The organism is Helicobacter baculiformis, from assembly GCF_900197685.1.
In the GTDB taxonomy this organism is placed as follows: Bacteria; Campylobacterota; Campylobacteria; order Campylobacterales; family Helicobacteraceae; genus Helicobacter; species Helicobacter baculiformis.
Genome location: NZ_FZMF01000033.1, coordinates 1 through 20,417, shown reverse-complemented (window position 1 = coordinate 20,417; position 20,417 = coordinate 1). Strand labels below are relative to the sequence as shown.

Annotated in this window: 17 protein-coding genes; 15 read left to right on the top strand and 2 right to left on the bottom strand. The window is 48.2% G+C overall.

The genetic code is table 11. From position 1 onward, the window contains the following. Nucleotides 1-8 precede the first annotated feature (8 nt). A complete protein-coding gene (gene pgl / locus C6G87_RS05880; protein ID WP_233709037.1) occupies nt 9-716 on the bottom strand; it encodes a 6-phosphogluconolactonase in 708 nt (235 codons plus the stop codon). Next, nucleotides 707-2,038 (bottom strand): glucose-6-phosphate dehydrogenase, encoded by a 1,332-nt coding sequence (zwf, locus tag C6G87_RS05875; RefSeq protein ID WP_104752596.1) that lies wholly within the window; start codon nt 2,036-2,038, stop codon nt 707-709. Before zwf ends, pgl begins: the two co-directional genes overlap by 10 nt. A 79-nt stretch (nt 2,039-2,117) precedes the next feature. On the opposite strand from zwf, the gene edd reads away from it, so the two are divergent. The 15 genes from edd to C6G87_RS05800 form a co-directional block, all read left to right on the top strand. Further along, a complete protein-coding gene (gene edd, locus C6G87_RS05870) occupies nt 2,118-3,908 on the top strand; it encodes a phosphogluconate dehydratase (protein ID WP_104752595.1) in 1,791 nt (596 codons plus the stop codon). Nucleotides 3,909-3,918: 10 nt separating this feature from the next. After that, entirely contained in the window at nt 3,919-4,554 is a 636-nt protein-coding gene (locus C6G87_RS05865; protein WP_104752635.1) for a bifunctional 4-hydroxy-2-oxoglutarate aldolase/2-dehydro-3-deoxy-phosphogluconate aldolase, read from the top strand. A 2-nt stretch (nt 4,555-4,556) separates the two neighbouring features. Next, entirely contained in the window at nt 4,557-7,364 is a 2,808-nt protein-coding gene (locus C6G87_RS05860; protein ID WP_158653110.1) for a RecB-like helicase, read from the top strand. 19 nt (nt 7,365-7,383) lie between these two features. Beyond that, nucleotides 7,384-8,706 carry a sodium/proton antiporter NhaA gene (gene nhaA / locus C6G87_RS05855; RefSeq protein WP_104752593.1) on the top strand — a complete coding sequence of 441 codons (1,323 nt, stop codon included), beginning with the start codon at nt 7,384-7,386 and terminating at the stop codon, nt 8,704-8,706. A gap of 45 nt (nt 8,707-8,751) precedes the next feature. Then, nucleotides 8,752-9,066 carry a preprotein translocase subunit YajC gene (gene yajC / locus C6G87_RS05850; RefSeq protein WP_104752592.1) on the top strand — a complete coding sequence of 105 codons (315 nt, stop codon included), beginning with the start codon at nt 8,752-8,754 and terminating at the stop codon, nt 9,064-9,066. Between the two features lie 3 nt (nt 9,067-9,069). Next, the gene (secD, locus tag C6G87_RS05845) at nt 9,070-10,695 is read left to right on the top strand and encodes a protein translocase subunit SecD (protein ID WP_104752591.1); all 1,626 of its coding nucleotides are present in this window, start codon (nt 9,070-9,072) and stop codon (nt 10,693-10,695) included. Beyond that, complete coding sequence (gene secF, locus C6G87_RS05840; protein ID WP_104752590.1) at nt 10,682-11,653, top strand: protein translocase subunit SecF; 972 nt, start codon at nt 10,682-10,684, stop codon at nt 11,651-11,653. The genes secD and secF overlap by 14 nt, the downstream gene beginning before the upstream one ends. Before the next feature lie 12 nt (nt 11,654-11,665). Then, nucleotides 11,666-12,007 carry a DUF6394 family protein gene (locus tag C6G87_RS05835; RefSeq protein WP_104752589.1) on the top strand — a complete coding sequence of 114 codons (342 nt, stop codon included), beginning with the start codon at nt 11,666-11,668 and terminating at the stop codon, nt 12,005-12,007. After that, complete coding sequence (gene leuS / locus C6G87_RS05830) at nt 12,007-14,415, top strand: leucine--tRNA ligase (RefSeq protein ID WP_104752588.1); 2,409 nt, start codon at nt 12,007-12,009, stop codon at nt 14,413-14,415. The genes C6G87_RS05835 and leuS overlap by 1 nt, the downstream gene beginning before the upstream one ends. Beyond that, nucleotides 14,415-14,918, top strand: coding sequence for an LPS assembly lipoprotein LptE (gene lptE, locus C6G87_RS05825; RefSeq protein ID WP_104752587.1), 504 nt, complete (start codon nt 14,415-14,417; stop codon nt 14,916-14,918). Before leuS ends, lptE begins: the two co-directional genes overlap by 1 nt. Then, nucleotides 14,915-16,081, top strand: coding sequence for a bifunctional folylpolyglutamate synthase/dihydrofolate synthase (locus C6G87_RS05820; RefSeq protein ID WP_104752586.1), 1,167 nt, complete (start codon nt 14,915-14,917; stop codon nt 16,079-16,081). Before lptE ends, C6G87_RS05820 begins: the two co-directional genes overlap by 4 nt. Beyond that, nucleotides 16,071-17,003 carry a M23 family metallopeptidase gene (locus tag C6G87_RS05815; protein ID WP_104752585.1) on the top strand — a complete coding sequence of 311 codons (933 nt, stop codon included), beginning with the start codon at nt 16,071-16,073 and terminating at the stop codon, nt 17,001-17,003. The genes C6G87_RS05820 and C6G87_RS05815 overlap by 11 nt, the downstream gene beginning before the upstream one ends. Further along, a complete protein-coding gene (locus C6G87_RS05810) occupies nt 16,990-17,931 on the top strand; it encodes a M23 family metallopeptidase (RefSeq protein WP_104752584.1) in 942 nt (313 codons plus the stop codon). Before C6G87_RS05815 ends, C6G87_RS05810 begins: the two co-directional genes overlap by 14 nt. Beyond that, complete coding sequence (locus C6G87_RS05805) at nt 17,844-18,251, top strand: bactofilin family protein (RefSeq protein ID WP_104752583.1); 408 nt, start codon at nt 17,844-17,846, stop codon at nt 18,249-18,251. Before C6G87_RS05810 ends, C6G87_RS05805 begins: the two co-directional genes overlap by 88 nt. Beyond that, nucleotides 18,252-20,417, top strand: a 2,166-nt coding sequence (locus C6G87_RS05800; protein ID WP_104752582.1) for a DEAD/DEAH box helicase, incomplete at its 3' end; no start/stop codon positions are given. It lies immediately after the preceding gene.

The window sequence follows — 20,417 nt, the reverse complement described above, 5'->3', positions numbered from 1 at the left end:
GGTAGGTTTCATGGGACATAGAAGATATTACAAAGCACCTTGGAATGCAGAATAAAAGAAATGGGAAGCTTGGGGTTGATCCCCTTAGCAGCCTCCTCAAAAACCCTGCGCTTCTCCTCCCCAGAGATGAGCAACCAAGTTTCTTTGCAACTCTGCAGGGCGTGCAAACTCATGCTAATGCGTTTGTGGGGGGCGTTTTGAGGGGTGGTGAGCACAAGGGGATCTGTGGTGCTTAGGGCGTGCTCGTATTCAGGAGCATCAGCGAAAAGCGAGGCGGTGTGTCCATCCAAGCCCATGCCAAGCAGCGCTAAATCGGGTTGTTGATAATTCTCTAGGGCTTTTGCTAAGATCATCTCAGGGGGTAGGCTAGCATCTGTTACCAAGGGGCTAAAGGGCACTTCAATGTTAAATTTAGAGCGCACCTTGTCCAAAAAATGCCTATGGATCAAAGACGCGTTGCTATCTTCGTGATCGGGGGGGACAATGCGATCATCTACTAAACTCAGTGTGTAGCCATCCCACCGCTTAAATCCTGCCATATACTCTAAAAAGGGGATCGGGCTTTTACCCCCCGAAAAGGCGATATGGATTTGGTGATGCTCTCTGGCATGGCGATGATCTAGATCATTTATGAATGCGCTAGCATGGCATCCAAAATCCTCTAGGTATCCTTGAGGAGTGCCCTTATTGGCAAGTTCAAAAAAATTTAAAACCACGCACGCCCCTCTTTTTCTAAAAGTTCAAAGGCTTCTTGTGGTCCAAAACTCCCCGCTGGGTAGAAATACAAGGGGGTTTGGTTTGCCTGCCATGCCTGCAAGATGGGATCGAGCCACACCCAAGCGGCTTCTAGCTCGTCTTGGTGGTTGAACGCGCTTTGATTGGAGTCAAACGCGTCTAAGATGAGGCGTTGGTAAGCGTCCATCCCACTCTCTAGCGCGCTTTGCAACACAAGGGGGGTATTGGCATGCAGATTTAGAGAAATGGCGGGGTTGGGCTGTATCCTAAAGACAAGGGGAGCACCCCCCTTAAAGCTAACCACCACCTCCACAAAAGAACTCCCCATGCGCTTGCCCGTGCGCAAGTAAAAGGGCACGCCCGCCCACTCAGGGCGATCGATCTCTAATTTGAGCGCGACAAAGGTTTCGGTTTGGCTGTTAGGATTGACATGGGGTTCTTGACGATAACCTGCAAGCGCGCCATCTGCGCTGTATTGGGCACGGATGACCTGGCTAGCCAAGTTTTTATTCTCTAGGGGTTTGAGGCTTTGGAGTAAGGAGAGTTTAGCCTGACGGATAGAGGAGGCATTTAGGTTTGAGGGCAAGGGCATGGTGAGCAAGGTGAGCATTTGGAGCATGTGGTTTTGGAGCATGTCGCGCAACGCCCCCATAGGATCGTAAAAGCCCCCCCGACTCTCCACCCCCAAAGTTTCGCACACGCTCACTTGGACATGATCGACATGATCTCTATGCAAAAGGGTTTGCAAGAGCGCATTAGAGGCGCGCAGATGCAAGAGATTTTGTACGCTCTGTTTGCCCAGATAGTGATCGATGCGATAGATTTGGTTTTCTTGGTAGTGCTGGGCGATGCTCTTGTGGATGGCGCGCGCGGAGTGCAGGTCCACCCCTAGGGGCTTTTCTAGCACGATCTTCACTTGGGGGGCATTCAGCCCCACTTGGGCTAAGTGCGCGCAAGTGGTGGCAAAAAACTCCGGAGCGATGGAGAAATAGATGATCGTGTTAGGGTGGAGGGGGCGGGCTGTAAGGGCGTTGAAATCCTGCGCTTGGGTCAAGTCCATCGCCACATACTCAATATGTTGGGTAAAACTTTCCCATAATGTCAAATCAAGATTTTTAAGATGCGATTTTGACTTGGTGTCTAATATTTGTAAAAACTCCGCTTGGCTGAGGCGCGAACGACTCGTAGCTAAGATACGAGGAGCTAATAACTGATCCTTAAAGGCCACATAGAGGGCGGGGAAAATTTTGCGCAAAGCTAAATCTCCCGTTGCGCCCAACAAAATAAAATGGCCTTCGCGCATTCAAATCCTTTATATGTGGGATACTTTTACCAAAAAGATAGCATACTTTAGACGCACACTAGATACACAAGGATCATTGATGGCACTAAAAGCCCTAGAACATGTTACAAAAATTATCATAGAACGCAGCCAACCCACCCGCCAAGCTTACCTAGAGCGCATCGCCGCACATCGGGGCAAGATCGCCCGTAAGGACTTGGGTTGTGCCAATTTAGCCCACACCTATGCCAGCCTGCCCGATCATCTCAAAGCCACCATCAAGGACACCCAAAGGCGCAATTTTGCCATTGTCTCGGCTTACAATGACATGCTCTCTGCCCACCAGCCTTTTAAAACTTATCCAGATTGGATCAAAGAAGAGCTAGCTAAACATGGTTTGAGCGCGCAATTTGCCGGGGGAGTGCCAGCGATGTGTGATGGGATCACACAGGGCTATGAGGGTATGGAGCTTAGTTTGTTTTCACGCGATGTGATCGCGATGAGCAGCGCGGTCGCGCTTTCTCATAATGTCTTTGATGGGGCGTTTTATTTAGGCGTGTGTGATAAGGTTGTGCCCGGATTGCTCATTGGTGCATTAAGTTTTGGGCATTTGCCCAGTATTTTTGTGCCCTCAGGTCCTATGACTAGCGGGATTTCTAACGCGCAAAAATCTAAAACTAGGGAGCTGTTTGCACAGGGCAAGATTTCTAGGGACGCGCTTTTGGAGAGCGAAATGCAGTCTTACCATTCTGTGGGCACTTGTACCTTTTATGGCACGGCAAACTCTAACCAAATGATGGTGGAGTTAATGGGTTTACACCTGCCCAATTCGGCTTTCATCAACCCCAACACCTCTTTAAGACAAGCCCTAGTTAAAGCAGCCGCTACACACATGGCGACTAAAGAAGTGCAACCTATTGGGGTGTTGCTCTCTGAAAAGAATATTGTCAACGCGATGGTGGGTTTGATGGCAACCGGGGGCTCAACCAACCACACCATCCACCTTGTAGCCATCGCCAAAGCCGCGGGGATTATCATTAATTGGGATGATTTTGATGCGATCTCACAGATCACCCCCTTACTGGCGCGCGTCTATCCTAATGGCAAAGCCGATGTGAATCAATTTGAAGCAGCAGGGGGGCTAGCGTTCGTGGTGCGTGAATTGCTAAAAGCCGGGCTTTTGCATGAGGATTGCCAGACCATCATGGGAGTTGGGCTAGAAGCCTACACCAAAAACCCCTATTTGCTTGAGGGTGAGCTCACCTACAAAGAGGGCGTATTAGAGAGTTTGGATACCAATATCGTGCGCCCTGTAAAAGAACCCTTTAGTGCAGACGGGGGGCTTAGAACTTTAAAGGGCAATTTGGGGCGCGCGGTGATCAAAATCTCCGCAGTCGCTCCAGCACACCAAAAAATCCAAGCCCCCGCTTTAGTCTTTCACTCCCAACAAGAATTTATAGATCGTTTTGAGCAAGGGGATTTGAATCGCGACTTTGTCGCGGTCTTGCCCTATCAGGGTCCCCGGGCTAATGGCATGCCCGAGTTGCACAAACTCACCCCCATTTTAGGCACTCTGCAAGATCAAGGCTTTCAAGTGGCTTTGCTCACCGATGGGCGTATGAGTGGGGCTTCAGGCAAAGTGCCCGCTGCCATCCACATCAGCCCGGAGGCGTTGCTAGGCGGGGCGATCGCACGCGTGCAAGAGGGCGATGAGGTGCTTTTAGACGCACAAGAGGGGGTGTTAGAAGCGCTTGTAGAACCTAGAGAATGGGAGGCTAGGGAGTCTGATCTGATACAGCGCGTCCATGTGGGCAGTGGGCGCGAACTCTTTGCCGGTTTTAGGAGTTTAGCCACCAGCGCAGAGAATGGGGCAACCAGTTTTGGACATTGAGGAGAACACCATGCAAGCTAAAGAGATTTTAAACACCGGCCCGTTAATCCCTGTGATCACTTTGCAAGACCCCAAACAAGGCGTGCCCCTAGCCCATGCCCTTTTAAAAGGGGGGGTTAAGATTTTAGAGATCACCTTGCGTACAGCAGGCGCGCTAGAGGGGATCGCCTTGATTTCTAAAGAAGTCCCCGAGGCGATTGTGGGGGCGGGCACGATTTTAAATGCCCCCATGCTCAAACAAGCTAAAGAAGCCGGGGCGCGCTTTGCCATTAGCCCGGGGATCAACGCCAAGTTTGCCAAAGAAGCCCAAGGCATAGATATTCCCCTGATCCCGGGCGTAGCCAGCGCGGGCGAATTGATGTTGGCTTTAGAATACGGCTTTGACGCGCTCAAACTCTTCCCGGCTGAGGCGGTGGGGGGGGTGAAATTGCTCAAATCCTTGAGTGCGCCCTTTAAGGGGGTACAATTCTGCCCCACTGGGGGGATTAGCTTAGAGAACATGGGCGCGTATCTAGCCCTAGAGAATGTCGCCTGTGTGGGGGGATCGTGGCTGACCCCTCAAGACTTGATGGCAAAGGGGCAATGGGATCAAATTACCCAGATTGCTCAAAAGAGTTTACAAGCAGTGCAAGCGCAAAAGGGATAGGCATGGGCACCGCTGGTAAAAATGCCTATTTGGCGTTGCGCGCCTCAGCTGGGAGCGGCAAGACCTTTGCGCTGGTGTTGCGCTATGTGGCGTTGTTATTGAAAGGCGCGCGCGCCCATGAAATCCTAGCGCTCACTTTTACCAATAAAGCAGCCTTGCAAATGCAAGAACGCATCATCCAAGCCCTAGAGAATCTATTAAGCGATGGCTTGACTTACATACAAAGTGATAAAAGTGGCACGCCTGTAAATTTTAAAAATAACAATCTCTTAAAGGCATTAGAACAAGAATATGCCCTTGAAATCCCTACCATCGCCAAGCACATCTCTCAAGTTTATACGCAATTCTTGCAAGACAATGCCCAAATCATGACCATTGACGCGTTTTTGCAAAAAGTCTTGCGCAAGTTTAGCTACTTTGTAGGGGTGAGCGCGTCCTTTAAGGTGAGTTATCTGAGCGTGGAGGACAAATTACTAGGCTTCTTATTGTCTCTCAAGGCTAGGGATATGCATGCGTTACGGGGCTTTTGCCAGCGCATTTTGGACACTGGGGATAGTTTTAACGCCATTCACGCGTTGGGCTTGATTTTAGAGCTGTATTACAGCGGGATTAGTGTCATCCCTCCCACAATCCTAAGTACCCCTGATATAGCCACCCTTGAAGCAGAAATTCTACACCAAGCGCGCGCGCTCCAAGGCAAGATCAAAAAACGGGTGAGCACCCCACGCGCCCAAAATGCTCTTAAATGTGCCTCTATCCAAGAGGTCCTCAAATCTTTTAAGCCCATCATAGAGGGCGCGACCTACCTTTACTTTAAAAAATATGCCCTGCAGGATTTAACTCCTGATTTCCAAGCTTTGCAAGAGAACATCGCCTTGTATTACCAAGTTCAAGAGTCTTTGGCGTTTAAAGATTTGAATCGTTTTCTAAGCCTTTATCAAGCCCATACCCACAGCCCTACCCAATTGGATTTTAATGCCATTGCCCTCAAAGCGCATGCCCTTTTAGCGGGGAGTCTGCTTGATAGAGATTTTTTCTATTTTAGACTCGATAGCCGTATTAGCCACATTTTAGTCGATGAATTTCAAGACACCAGCGTGTTGCAATACCAAATTCTAAAACCCCTGATTGATGAAATCAAAGCGGGTAAGGGGCAGAATTTAGCCCAGCGGAGCGTGTTTTTTGTAGGAGATGTGAAGCAGAGCATTTATGGCTTTAGGGGGAGTTATAGCGATCTCTTTAAACAAGTGTGCGGTCAATTTCACAGCAAGCCCTTAACCCACAATTACCGTAGTGATAAAAACATCCTAGCATTTGTTAATACGATCTTTTCTCAAGTGTTTACAGATTATGAGTCCCAGGAACCTTATCAAGATGCCCAAGAAGGCTATGTTAAAGTACGCCAAACGCCCAAAGAGGATCTTTTAAAGACCCTCACTCAAGAAGTGTGTGCACTGTTGCAAAAGCGCGTAGACCCTTCAGAGATCACCATTCTTTGCTTTAAAAACCAAGATGCGATCTGTATTAAAGATCATCTGCTAGAAGCCCAAGAAGCCACCCCAGCCCTGCGGGGCGTACCCATTATCAGCGAGACAGACACCCATCTATTAGCCCAAAGAGAGGCTAAAATCTTAATGCACGCGCTTAAACACGCTTTAGCCCCCCAAGAATACAAACCCTACCACCGCGCATGTATGCTCAAATTGCTAGGTCTGCCCTTGAACGCCTCTCTAGATGTCCCCGCATTCAACGCCAATTTAGGCGGGTTTGTTCTAGCGCTCATGCGCCATTTTCAGCTCTATAGCCCTCCAGCGCGCCATTTTTTAGAACTCTCCCTAGCCCACCATGACCCTACGCGCTTTATAGAGGTGTTAGAAAAAGAGGATTTGGGCTTTAGCCACCAAAGCGCACAGGGGATTAAAGTGATGACGATCCATAAATCTAAGGGCATGGAATTTGGGCATGTGCTCGTGGTCGAGCCTTTGGGAGGGAGCAAGGCGGACACTTCTAAGTTTTTCACCCTTTATCAAAAGGGCTCTTTGACACCTTTTTATCGCCAAAAGGGGCGTGAACACTTTGATTTGGACTATGCGCAAGCTTTGCAAGCCTTTAAAGAGCGTCAGAGTGCCGAAGAAAAGCATGTACGCTATGTGGCATGCACGCGCGCCAAACACAGCTTGATCCTTGTGCAGCAGACAGAAAAAAGCGCCTTTGAATCCCTGCAACTCCAGCCCTTAGAAAAGGGTACAATCGTGCCTAGCCCCACTCCCCCGCACACACCCCTGCTAGAGGATACCCCCGCTTTGCTAGATCGCCAACGCGCCTTTGGGAGGCAGGACGATCACTTGCAACAAACACAAGAGGATTCGCATTTTTCTAGTGAGGCGTTGCGGTTTGGGGAGGTGCTGCACAAGGCGTTAGAATTACACTATGGTTATGGGATTGATAGACCCACTTTAAAAGACTATTTAGGGTATCATTATGGCTTTCAGGGTGTGGACATAGATCGGGTTTTAGCGCGCCTAGAAACCCTGGAGCACACAGGCGCGTTTCAAGCTCTATTGCATGGCGATATTGCTGTGGAACTCTCTTTTAAAACAGGACGGCATGTGATCAGAATGGACATGCTTGTGAGTGAATCCACGCGTTTATGCATTTTGGATTACAAGAGTGGAGAGAGCTATCAAAATAAGCACCGCCAACAAATCTTAGCTTACCAACAAAGTGTGCAACGCGTTTATCCGGATTGCCAAGTACAGGGGGTTTTGATTTACGCGTTAGAATCGGGCGTGCAAGTGCGCCCCTTATAATCTCTCAAGAAGGACAGCGATGACACAAACGCCCAAGAATCTTTTTTTAGACTTCGTCAAAAGCGAATCTTTTGGAGGGATTTTTCTCTTTGTGAGCGCCGTGTGGGCGATGATCTATGCCAACTCTTTTTTAGCCCCTTACTATTTTGAGTTATGGCACACCCAAGTGGGCTTTAGGGTGGGAGAACATTTCTTTGGTTTTTCTATCCACCAATGGATTGATGATGTGCTCATGGCGTTGTTTTTTCTCTTGGTGGGTTTGGAGATCAAGCGCGAGGTGCTCTATGGCGAGCTTTGCGGGTTTGCCAAAGCCGCCTTTCCTGTGATCGCCGCTTTGGGGGGTATGATTGTCCCGGGCTTGATTTATCATAGTTTGAACGCCAACACAGCCAGCGCGCATGGCTTTGGGATTCCCATGGCTACAGATATTGCCTTTGCTTTGGGGGTGATCTTATTGCTAGGTAAGCGCGTCCCCCCTGCGCTCAAGGTGTTTCTAGTAACTTTAGCCGTGGCCGATGACTTGGGCGCGATCGTGGTGATTGCGATCTTTTATAGCTCTAATTTACACATGGCTTGGCTGGCTGGATCGGGGGGGATTTTGCTGGTGTTGGTGTTGCTAAATATGCTAGGGGTGCGCTATTTGTGGGCGTATTTGCTCTTAGGGGTGGGGCTGTGGATCACCACGTACAATAGCGGGATTCATGCCACTATCGCCGGCGTAGCACTAGCCTTCACCATCCCTATTAAAATCACCCAGCGCAAGCAGGCTGTACAGGGTTTTAGCACGATGGTGGAAAACTTTAAGAGCGCGTTTAACCCCAGCACGCACAGCACCAACAAACCCCTAGAACAAGAGCAACGCGACATTCTCTACACCTTGCAAGACGCCACTAGAAAATTACAAAGCCCCCTAGAACGCCTAGAACACGCTTTGCACCCCTATAGCGCTTACTTCATCATGCCCTTATTTGCGTTGGCTAATGCGGGAGTGGCTATTAGTAAGGAGCTCAATTTTCATGTAGATGAAATTTTATGGGGCGTGGTGTTGGGACTGGTGGTGGGTAAGCCCATTGGCATTTTTGGCATTACCTTTCTAGCTGAGAAGTTTAAGATCACCAAACGCCCCGATGGAGTGAGTTGGGCGCAGATTCTAGGGGCGGGCATGCTCGCAGGCATTGGCTTTACCATGTCCATGTTCATGTCTAATTTGGCTTTTAATAATAAGGATGCGATGGAGGTTTCCAAGGTCGCTATTTTGTTAGCTTCGATCATTTCAGGGATATTGGGCACCCTGTACTTGGTTTTGATTCATAAAAAAGAGGGTCTTAAAGCCAAGCCTTAAGTAAAGTTATTATAATCGAAGTTTTGAATCTCACAAGGGAGTTGTATGAATCAAGCTAAGGAAATCTTGACCTCGCTTTTGCCTTTATTGGTACTCTTTGCTATTTTTTATTTTCTTATTATTCGTCCCCAGCGCACACAAGCAAAAAAGCATAAAGAAATGCTAGATAGCCTCCAAAAAGGCGATAAGATTGTCTCTCAAGGGGGACTCATCTGTGAGGTGATCAAGCCCGAAGCGAATTTTTTTAAAGTAAGATTAAACGAGGGCTTGGAAGTCAAGCTGGCTAAAAACTATGTCGCCTATAAGATCGATGAAGAGCTTGCTAGTAACCCCATTTCTTTGAAGAAAGAGGCGCAGTAGTCTTTGGGGCGGGTATTTAACGCGCGCTTACTCGTCTTTGTGATCGCGCTGATTTTTGGGGTGGGACTTTCTCTGCCTAGCTTGTTACAGACTAAGGGACCCAAGATCACCTTAGGACTAGATTTAAGGGGGGGTTTGAGTCTGTTATTAGGAGTGCAACTTGAAGAGGCACTCAAGAACAAATACACTTCTATCGCCACCTCGTTGGACTATGACCTGAAAGCGCAAAATATTTTAGTCAAGGACTTGCGATCTTCTTTGCAGGGAGTGGAGTTTGATCTCTTAGACCCCGATGAAGCCAAAGCCCTCAACAAGATTTTAGAGGATTTTAGCAAGGATGGGGTGCAGGTGAGTGTAGCCCAAGAGCATTATACCCTTTCTCTAGGCTTTGAAAAGATACAGACCTTCCAACAGCAAACCCTCCTGCAAGTCATTAACACCATTAGAAATCGCCTCGATCAATTCGGGCTAGCCGAACCCACAGTGCTCCAACAGGGCAGGGACGCAATTTTAGTGCAATTACCCGGGATCAAGACTCTTGCTGAAGAGCAGCGGGCTAAGGATTTGATCACTAAATCTGCCCATTTGCAGATGATGGCCGTAGATGAGGAGAAAAACCCCTATCTAGCAGAATTGAGCCCAGAGGAGATTCACAAGCTAGGCGATGTGGTCTTGCCCTATGCGCCCCAAAGTGGGGGGGCGGGTAAATTATTGTTAAAGGCGATCCCTATTTTAGATGGGGAAATGCTCACTGACGCGCAAGTGGCTTATGATAAAAACAACCAACCGGTGGTGAGCTTTAGTTTGGATTCTAGAGGGGCAAAGATTTTTGGGGATTTTTCAGGCTCTAATGTAGGTAAGCGCATGGCGGTGGTCTTAGACAATAAGGTTTACTCTGCGCCCTATATTCGCGAGCGCATCGGGGGGGGGAGCGGGCAAATTAGCGGGAGCTTTAGCGTGGAGCAGGCAAGTGATTTGGCCATTACGCTTAGAAGTGGGGTTTTGAGCGCACCTATTAGTGTGTTAGAAAAGCGCATTATTGGACCTAGTTTAGGGGCAGATAGTATCCATACCTCTTTGATTGCCCTAGCCGGAGCGTTTGTCTTGGTCATCGCTTTTATGATCTTTTATTACGCGATGGCTGGAGTGATTGCCAGCGTAGCGTTGGTGGTCAATCTCTTTTTGATCATCGCGGTGATGGCGCTCTTTGGGGCAACCTTGACTCTGCCGGGCATGGCCGGGATTGTGCTCACTGTAGGGATGGCTGTGGATGCCAATATTATTATCAATGAGCGCATCCGCGAAGGACTTCGAGCAAATGAAAGTGTGGCACAAGCGTTGCGTTCAGGCTATGCCAACGCCTCGCGCGCGATCTTTGACTCCAATCTCACCTCTCTCATTGCCTCTTTTTTGCTCTATGCCTATGGTACGGGCTCGATCAAGGGCTTTGCACTCACCACCGGGATTGGGATTTTGGCTTCTATTCTGACTGCCATCATTGGTACGCAGGGTTTTTACCAAGCCATTGCCTCTAAACTCTCCAAAAAGAGAGGGCTTTACTTTTGGTTTGGGATTAGCCTAAACGCGCACCCCAAACTTCCTAAAAAGGCTAAGCATGGAACTCTTTAAGCGTGTAAGGGTCTTGAATTTTATGGGCTATGCCCGTTTTACACTACCCTTTTCAGGCGCGCTTGTACTTGTTTGTATGCTTTTGATATTTTTTAAGGGCTTTAATTTGGGGGTGGATTTTGCCGGGGGGAGTGTGGTGCAAGTGCGCTTTGAAAAGGCGGTGGGGGTGGCTAAAGTGCGTGAGGCTGTGGCGCACGCCTTTAAAGGGGTGCAAGTGAGCGAGTTTGGTGCGCCTGAAGAAATGGTGATTAAAATCCCCCTTTTAGCTACCCAGCAGGGTGCTAAACAGGATTTAGGCACACAAATTAGTCATCTTCTTAGCCCCTTGGGCAAGTTTGAAATCCGTAAATTGGACAGTGTGGGTCCTAGAGTGGGGAGCGAACTCAAAGAAAAGGGGGTGTTGTCGCTCGTATTGGCCATCATTGCAATGATGCTCTATGTGAGTTTTCGCTATGAGTGGCGTTTTGCTTTAGCCGGGGTGTTGGCTCTAGCCCATGATACTTTGGTTACAGCGGTGAGCGTAATCGTTTTTAACATTGATCTCAATTTAGAGGTGATCGCCGCGCTTTTGACTTTACTAGGCTATTCTATTAACGACACGATCATTATTTTTGATCGCATTCGTGAGGGCATGCTCACACGCAAGCAGCAAGATTTAAATGCCCTGATCAACCAAGCTATTTCCAACACGCTTAGTCGCACCCTGCTAACCTCTCTTACGGTCTTCTTTGTCTTAGTAGTGCTCTATCTCTTTGGCTCTAAAATTCTCATAGGCTTTTCTTTGCCCATGTTGGTGGGTACAGTCGTAGGGACTTGCAGCTCAATCTTCATTGCTCCAAGATTGGCGGTACTCTTGGGTTTTGACTTGGGGCGTTACCATGACAATGAGCTCAAAAAACTCAAGCGCAAACAAGAGAAAGAACGCCTAAGACAGCTCTATGAGCACGGGCGTGTCTAGGTAAGGAGTCGCATGGATTGGGGTCGTGTCGCCTTTGTGATCTTTAGCTTAGGGAGCACCACTTCTATAGCAGGGTTTTTTTACGATCCTAATGTGGTCGTGCTTTTCATCGCGCTCGCGCTCAATCTCATCACCACCACGCTTAAAATCGGGGTGCAAAAACAATTTGCTTCTGAACTCTTGGGGGGCTCGTTGGCTGCGCTTTTACACCTTATCCCCGCTTTCATTTTTTTACAGATTCTCAATAGCTCTATTTTTGCCTACACGCTGATGATCGGCGCGCTGGTGAGCAATGTTTTTTGCTTGGTGGTGATCATCATTGATGGCGCGAAAAATACCGATACGGAGTACTGATGAAACACTACAACGCACACACCATAGAAGCAAGATGGCAAAATATTTGGGCACAAAGCGGGGTTTTTGAACCCCTTAAGGATTTTAGTAAACCCAAGAAATACATCTTAAGCATGTTCCCCTACCCTAGCGGGGCGATCCACATGGGGCATGTGCGCAATTACGCTATCGGGGACGCTCTAGCGCGCTATTACCGCCAAATGGGCTACAATGTCTTGCACCCGATGGGCTTTGACGCTTTTGGCATGCCTGCAGAAAATGCGGCAATTCAGTATGGCATCCACCCTAAACAATGGACTTATGAAAACATGTCCAAAATGCGCATAGAATTTCAGGCGTTGGGCTTTTCTTTTTCTAAAGAGAGGGAGTTTGCCACTTGCGATCCTCACTACACCAAGATCGAACAGGGCTTTTTTATTGAAATGTACAAACAAGGTTTGGTTTATCAAAAAGAGGCGTGGCTGAATTGGTGTCCTAAGGATAAAACCGTTCTAGCCAATGAACAGGTCGTTGATGGAAAATGTTGGCGCTGTGATACCCCTGTGGTACAAAAACAGATGCCCCAATACTACCTCAAGATCACCCAGTACGCTGAAGAACTCTTAGAGGGTTTAAAAACCCTAGAAGGGCATTGGCCAGCCCAAGTACTGCGCATGCAAGAAAATTGGATTGGCAAATCGCAGGGCTTGGCTTTTGCCTTTACCCTAGCCCCTGAAAGCGCTGCTCTTTTAGATTCGCATGCCCAAATTGAAGTCTTTACCACCCGTATAGACACCATTTACGGAGTAACCTTCATCGCCCTAGCCCCCGGGCATCCGAGTGTGGGCGTGCTTTTAGAGCGCGATCTGCTAGAGCCTAGCATCAAACAAGCCATTATAGAAATGCAAAACACCAGCGCGCGCGCGCGATCTATGGAGAAAAAGGGGGTGTTATTGCCCCTATATGCTTTGCACCCCCTAAGTTGTGAGCGCATCCCTATCTATGTGGCTAATTTCGTTCTAGAGAGCTATGGGAGTGGCGCGCTCATGGGCGTGCCCGCTCACGACACACGCGATCACGAATTTGCCACGCTTTTAAATATCCCCATTAAATCCGTGATCAGCCAAGAGGGGCTTTTAGAACACAGCCATGACTATGACGGCTTAACCCCCGCCCAAGCGCGCGAAAAATTGAGCGATTGGTTTGAGGCACAGGGTTTAGGGCAACGCATCACCCATTATCGTCTCCAAGATTGGGGGATTAGTCGCCAACGCTACTGGGGCGCGCTCATCCCTATGGTGCGCTGCGATCACTGCGGACTCGTGCCTGAAAAACACGAAAACTTGCCCATCTTATTGCCCGAAGACGTCAATATTGATGGGGAGGGCAATCCTTTAGAAAAGCATCCTAAGTTTAGAGCCTGCACCTGCCCGACATGCAATCGCCCCGCACTCAGAGAGTGCGACACCATGGACACCTTTTTTCAATCCAGTTGGTATTTTTTGCGCTATGCCACGCCCAAAGAACTCTGGGAAAAAGAAGCTTTTGATCCCCAAGCTTTGGACTATTGGTTGGGTGTGGACGAATACATCGGCGGGGTGGAACATGCGATCTTGCACCTCCTCTATGCGCGCTTCTTTACTAGAGTGTTGCGCGATTTAGGCTATGTGCGCCTTGATGAGCCCTTTACCTGCTTGACCACGCAGGGGATGGTGCTTAAAGAGGGGGCAAAGATGAGCAAGTCTAAGGGGAATGTGGTCAGCCCCCAAGAGATTTTAAGCAAGTACGGCGCAGACATCGCACGGCTCTATATCCACTTTGTCGCCCCCCCTAGTAAAGAACTAGATTGGAATGACAAAGCCCTAGAGGGGGGGGCGCGCTTTATCAAACGCTTTTATGAGAAGTCTTTTCTAGTTCTCCCCTGCGATCACCCCCCCAAGCTAGAAAATCTCAATGCCCAAGAAAAACAGGCGCGCGCCAAGGTGCATACCGCCTTGCAAAAATGCCATGCCATCTTTGAGAAAAAACAACCCGGTTACCCCTTTAACACCCTCATTGCCGCAAGCATGGAGGCGCTCAATGCGTTAGAAAAAACTTCTAATCCCGCCCTGTGGAGCGAAGCCTATTACATTTTAACCCATATTCTAGAGCCCATCATCCCCCATGTGTGCTCTGAAATCGCCAATCGTCTCTTTAAATGCCAAAATTTCAAACCTCAAGAGGTGGACAAAACAGCCCTAGAGCAAGAGAGCATCGAGATCGCCATCACCATCAATGGCAAAAAGCGCGCGAGCATGGTCGTGGCTAAGGATTTAGATCGCGACGCGTTGCTAGCCCAAGCCAAAGTAGAGGCACATAAATGGCTAGAGAATCAAGAGATTCGTAAAGAAGTGGTTGTGCCTGCTAAATTGGTCAATTTTGTGATTTGATGAGAGTGTGGATTGTGGGTTTGATCTTCATCTTGGGGGCATGCGGCTATAAACCCATTGCCACCTTTGCAGAAAATGCGCTGGGGCAGGGTATTTTCGTGCGTCTCGTTGTTAATCTACCCAACCCTAAGAATTCAGTGGCTTTTAAGGATATGCTCAATCGCGTGATTGTGCAGCGCTTCCAAAACACCCTAACTAGCGAGCAACAAGCAGACTCCATCATCACCATAGAGATCACCAAAGTGGCGGACACTTCCATTAGCCAAAATCAAGAGGGTTTCACCACCTTTTACCGGGCTACGGTATATGTGGATTACACCTATGACAACAAAAAAGGGGTGGTGAAAAAATATAGTAATAGCGGGTATTATAACTATGCGGTGTCTTTACAAAACCCCCTCACCACTTACAATAATCGCTTTTATGCGATCTCGCAAGCCCTAGATCAAACTTTGACCCAATTTGTTTCCCAAATCGCTTATGAGGGCAAGTTGAACAAATGAGCTTGAGCGAATTTTTAGCCACACGCGCGCAAGAATACGCCCCCTTTGACCCCGCTCGTTTTCCTAGAATTTACGCGCACTTTTTGGAATTTTTTGCAGATAATGTTCCTAAAATCCAAATCGTTGGCACCAATGGCAAGGGGAGCACGGGGCGTTTTCTCACTTTGCTTTTAGAGCAAGCCGGGTTTAGAGTCCTGCATTTCACTTCCCCTCATCTTTTAACCCTCAACGAACGCTTTTATAAAGATCGTGCTCTAGTGAACGATGCGAAATTAGAACATGCCCATGCGCGCCTACAAGAGCTCCACCTAGACCCCAAGATTAGCTTTTTTGAATATATGACCCTCCTGGCTGTGATCCTCGCGCAGGGTTGCGACTACATGATTACAGAAGCTGGGCTTGGGGGGGAATGGGATAGCACGACACATTTGCGCGCGCGCGCGGCACTGGTGATCACACCCATTAGTTTAGATCACACCGATCGCTTGGGCAACACCTTAGAGCAAATCGCCCACACCAAATTAGCCACAATGGGCACACTCACCCCCAACACGCCCGTGATTCTAGCCCCTCAAGAATCAAAGATAGCCCAACAAGCCCACCATATGGCACAGGAATACGGTTTAGCGCTATTCTCCGTCAGCCCCCCTCAAGAGAGGGCAATGATCTATGCCAGCCAACACTATTATCCCCCTTTTTTAGCCCAAAATTTCCAAACCGCGCTCACAGCTCTAGGAGCGCTCCAAATTCCCCAACCCTCCACAAATCCCTCTCCTTTAAACTTACGCGGGCGTTTTGAAAGGCTAGAGGAGCATTTGATTATAGATGTGGCGCACAATGTAAGCGGAGCGCAGGCGTTAAAAGAAGCCTTGCAAGAGAACTTTGGCGATCAAAAAATCCACTTGGTGTATCATAGCTACTCTAGAAAAGATGTACGGGGTGTCTTGGCATGTTTAAAACCCATTATCGCGCGTGTATGGGTGTTGGAATTTGAAGATCCCCAGTTAATAGACATGCAAGAACTCGCACTAGTTTTAGAGGATGTGGGTGTGGCATGGGCACGTTTTAATTGGGAAGCTTTTAAGGCGTTGCGCGCGCTTTGGGTGGTGGGGGGGTCTTTTAGCGTGGTGCGCGCCTTTTTGAAAGGCTATCATGCAAGATAAACTTGTGCTCACTATTATTGATGAAAGCGGTTCAAAACAACTCAGATTGTCTAGGAATGTGAAAAAATATCTTGTCATCGTTGCTTTAATTGTGCTGATAAGTGTTGTAGGCGGAGGGATTGGATTGGGTTATTTGGTTAAGAAGCTAGGTAGAATGACTTTAGAGAAGAGCATTGTAGAATCTAACTACCAAGAGCTCTATCATAAGAATAATATGCTAAAACAAGATGTAAAACAAAAAAGCCACGAAATTGCCCTTGTAACCAGTCAAATCAAGAATTTAGAGCGTATTTTGCGGGTTAAAAAAGGCGACACCTTGAACGCACAAGTGTATAGTCATATCGATTTAAAATCCCTTCCTTTGGCGAGCAAGAACTTAGCTCTAGCCTTGATTCCTAATGGTATTCCTTTAGCCACATACACACGCAAAACATTCACTCCTCCCGTGCCTAACAGACTACAAGCACACGCGGGCTATGACTTTGACGCGCCTCCTAACACACCCGTTTATGCCAGTGCTAGTGGCATTGTGGATGTGGTGCTTTTGAGCAAGCAGGGGTATGGGAATTTGGTGCGCTTAGAACATGCTTTTGGCTTTAGCTCGATTTATGCCCATCTAGATCGCATTGTGCTCAAGCCCCACAGCTTTGTACAAAAAGGACAACTTGTCGGTTACAGCGGCAACAATAAAAATGCGCGCGCGCAAGGTCTTCATTATGAAATCCGTTTTTTAGGGCAGGTAGTGGATATGCCCTCTTACCTTAGCTGGAGTCTCAAGAATTTTGATACACTCTTCACAGACTCTAATATTAATTGGAAAAATCTTTTTTACAGCATTGAAGACATCGCTCAAACCCAAGATTACCAAAATGTAACACCCAAGCTAGAATCTTTGAAAGATGTATTCCGTGTGGTTAAATAGGCGTTTAATTCTTGTCTTCACCTATCAAGATGGCAGTAAATCTATCAATGTGCACGCAATCTATAAACAGATTGTTTATTACCTATTATTGCTGGTGCTCAGTGTACTCTTGTTTTTGGTGATTGTGATCTATACTTTTGATACGCAGATTGCGCGCACTAAAGCCCAAACCAAGCTTTTGCATGCAGAATTTGAAAAGAGTTCGCAAGCCCACACGCGTTTAAATGAAAAAGTACGCGGATATGTGGAAGACTTACTTTTGGCTGGAGAGCGGGTGAGCAATTTAGAAGACCTTGTAGGAGTAGAAAATGACACCCAAGAAGATAAGACCCCCCTGAGCGCGCGCCTAGATGTGGCTAGCATCACAGGGGCGCAGAAAAGTTTTATCATGCGCTTTATCCCCAATGACAACCCTCTAGAATCCTATCGCCGCATTTCTAGTGAATTCCAACAACGCTACCACCCCATCTTGCACCGCATGCAAAACCACACCGGTGTGGATTTGAGCACCCCCATTGACACGCTGGTGTACGCCACAGCTAATGGAGTGGTGGGCATGGCACGCAATGGTTGGAATGGGGGTTATGGGCGGCTCATCAAGCTTTACCACCCCTTTGGATTTAAGACCTATTATGCACATTTGCACAAAATTGTCGTCAAAGATGGGGAATTTGTCAAAAAGGGACAGCTTATTGCCTATAGCGGGAGCTCTGGAATGAGCACGGGACCGCACCTGCACTACGAAGTGCGCTTCATGGATAAACCCATCAACCCCATCTTTTTCATTAAATGGAACATGAAAAACTTCGATTTTATCTTCACACAAGAAAGGAACATTGCATGGCAATCTTTACTAACGACAATAAACAAACTACTAATGGCTCCGCCACCATCATCGCCCAAGGCACTAAACTCCAAGGTACTCTAAATATGAATTGCCATCTTCACATCGATGGTGAAGTGGAAGGCTCTATTCAGTCTAACAATACCGTGGTGATTGGAAAAAATGGCGTAGTACTAGGAGATATTGTGGCGTTAAAACTCGTTGTGAGTGGCAAACTCAACGGCAATGTTCAGGCAGATGTGATTGAGATTATGCCCTTGGGTTTTGTGGATGGCAAGATTACCAGTTCAGAACTTATTATTGAACGCAAGGGGATTTTAGTAGGAGAAAGCCGCCCTAAAGACAATGCCCACCCCCTGCTAGAAAATAAGAAAAATGCTTTGCTGGCAGAAAAGAAAGCCTAATTGATTCAAGCCAGCCTTTATAGCGCGCTTTTAAAGGGGCTTGAGAGTACAATACTCCTTGTGCAAGATGAGGCACAGGCGCGCCAAGCCTTGCAAGTGGCGCGTTTTTTTGCCCCCCAAAAAGCCCTTTTTATTTTCCCGGAACTACGCGCCCATTATTTGGACGACATGCGCGCTTTCTATACCGAATTAAGCGCGCTTTTAAGCCAGTTGCGCCTCTTTTACCAAGCCCAAGCGCGCGCCCAAGAGTGCTTGCTCATCGCCCCTTTGAGCGCGCTAATATACCCTTTGCCCAAACCCTTTTTATGCCAACACTTCCAAATCCAAGCCCTAGAAGCCTGCCCCTTAGAAGCCTTGCAAGAACGCTTACGCGCCTATGGCTATGAATTTGTGGACATGGTGGAGTTGCCCGGGGAGGTGAGCGTGCGCGGGGACATTGTGGATATTTTTATCCCCGGGTCTTCTAAACCCCACCGCCTGAGCTTTTTTGGGGAGGAGTGCGAGGACATTAAGACCTTTGAGCTAGCCACACAATTGAGCGACTCAGAGCTGTTAGAACGCCTAGAAATCCCCCCCGCTCTCTTTAGCCTCACCTCAGAGCAACATGCTAGCCTTTTAGCACGCCTTGAAGATTTAAACACAGATAGTTTAGTGCCCGATATAGCCTCTTTGGGCTTTTGGGCGTTACAAGATTGGGGGGGTTATTTGTGGGAGGAGTACCCTACCCTCTTGAGCGCTGAGGCGTACCAAGAAGCCCAAGAATACGCCAATTTGGAGCATATCCCCCAATTAGAAAAAATCCTAGCTCTGCCCCAACTTAAGCACCCCCCGGGCTGTCAGGATTTGCGCCTGCCTTTAAAAGATTTGGGCGATTTTTGCGCTTTGCACCCCCAACATCAAATCACGCTATTACACCGCGCCTATGACAACTTACCCCCCCTAGAGTCGCATGTCCGATCCTGCATTTCTGATTGCGTGTTGCATTTTAGCACCCCCACACACATTTTTATCTCCCTGCACACCTACCCCAAACCCCCCAAAGCCAAGCCCTTAAACTTCGCGCTCAGTGAGCTTAGTAGCGGGGATTTTGTGGTGCATGAAGATTACGGAGTGGGGATTTTTCAGGGGCTGGTACAACAAAGCGTTTTGGGGAGTGTGCGCGACTTCATCGCCCTAGAATACCAAAACCAAGACCGCCTTTTTGTGCCGGTAGAAAACCTACACCTATTGGAGCGCTACATCGCCCCCAACACGCCCACGCTAGATAAGCTAGGCAAGGGGAGCTTTAGCAAGATCAAAGCCAAAATGCGCGCCGAGCTCTTGAGCTTGGCTGGGGATATTATCCACGCGCACGCCAATCGCATGCTGCTTGAGGGGGTGAGAATTGCCCCCCATCCTGCCCAATTAAAAGCCTTTCATAACGCGCGCCCCTTTAAGCTTACAGAGGATCAAGCGCGCGCCATAGAGGAGGTGTTAGGCGATCTAGCCAGCGCGCAGGTGATGGATCGCCTTTTAAATGGAGATGTTGGCTTTGGCAAAACTGAGGTCGCTCTTGTGGCAATTTACGCGCTCGCTCTAGCCAAGTACCAAAGTGCGCTCTTTGTGCCCACCACGCTTTTATCCACCCAACATTTTGCCACCTTGCAAGCCCGTTTGAGCCCCTTTAACATCACTATTGCCAAACTCGATCGCTTTAGCAAGGATAAAAAGCGCGTTTTACAGGGTTTGCAAGAGGGGGGTATTGATGTGGTGGTGGGCACGCACGCCCTCTTGGAGGCAAACTTTAAAAATCTAGGTTTGGTGGTAGTAGATGAAGAGCATAAATTTGGAGTGAAACAAAAAGAAGCCATCAAGGCTTTAAGCCAAAATGTGCACCTTTTAAGCATGTCAGCTACCCCCATCCCGCGCACCTTGAGCATGGCACTAGCGCGCATTAAAGACATCAGCTACTTAGCCACACCCCCAGAGAGCAAACCCCCCGTGCGCACCTTTGTGAAAGAAAAAACCCCCGGATTGCTCAAAGAGATTATTTTAAGAGAATTGCGGCGCAAGGGGCAGGTGTTTTACATCTACAACCATATCCAAAGCATGCCCATTGTCCAAAAAATGCTACAAGACCTGCTCCCTGCTTTGAGCGTGCAAACCCTCCACTCCAAAACCCCCCCC

Coding starts and splice junctions, on each gene's coding strand:
- zwf (WP_104752596.1), bottom strand. CDS start 2,038: ATGCGCGAAGGCCATTTTATTTTGTTGGGCGCAACGGGAGATTTAGCT.
- edd (WP_104752595.1), top strand. CDS start 2,118: ATGGCACTAAAAGCCCTAGAACATGTTACAAAAATTATCATAGAACGC.
- C6G87_RS05865 (WP_104752635.1), top strand. CDS start 3,919: ATGCAAGCTAAAGAGATTTTAAACACCGGCCCGTTAATCCCTGTGATC.
- C6G87_RS05860 (WP_158653110.1), top strand. CDS start 4,557: ATGGGCACCGCTGGTAAAAATGCCTATTTGGCGTTGCGCGCCTCAGCT.
- nhaA (WP_104752593.1), top strand. CDS start 7,384: ATGACACAAACGCCCAAGAATCTTTTTTTAGACTTCGTCAAAAGCGAA.
- yajC (WP_104752592.1), top strand. CDS start 8,752: ATGAATCAAGCTAAGGAAATCTTGACCTCGCTTTTGCCTTTATTGGTA.
- secF (WP_104752590.1), top strand. CDS start 10,682: ATGGAACTCTTTAAGCGTGTAAGGGTCTTGAATTTTATGGGCTATGCC.
- C6G87_RS05835 (WP_104752589.1), top strand. CDS start 11,666: ATGGATTGGGGTCGTGTCGCCTTTGTGATCTTTAGCTTAGGGAGCACC.
- leuS (WP_104752588.1), top strand. CDS start 12,007: ATGAAACACTACAACGCACACACCATAGAAGCAAGATGGCAAAATATT.
- lptE (WP_104752587.1), top strand. CDS start 14,415: ATGAGAGTGTGGATTGTGGGTTTGATCTTCATCTTGGGGGCATGCGGC.
- C6G87_RS05820 (WP_104752586.1), top strand. CDS start 14,915: ATGAGCTTGAGCGAATTTTTAGCCACACGCGCGCAAGAATACGCCCCC.
- C6G87_RS05815 (WP_104752585.1), top strand. CDS start 16,071: ATGCAAGATAAACTTGTGCTCACTATTATTGATGAAAGCGGTTCAAAA.
- C6G87_RS05805 (WP_104752583.1), top strand. CDS start 17,844: ATGGCAATCTTTACTAACGACAATAAACAAACTACTAATGGCTCCGCC.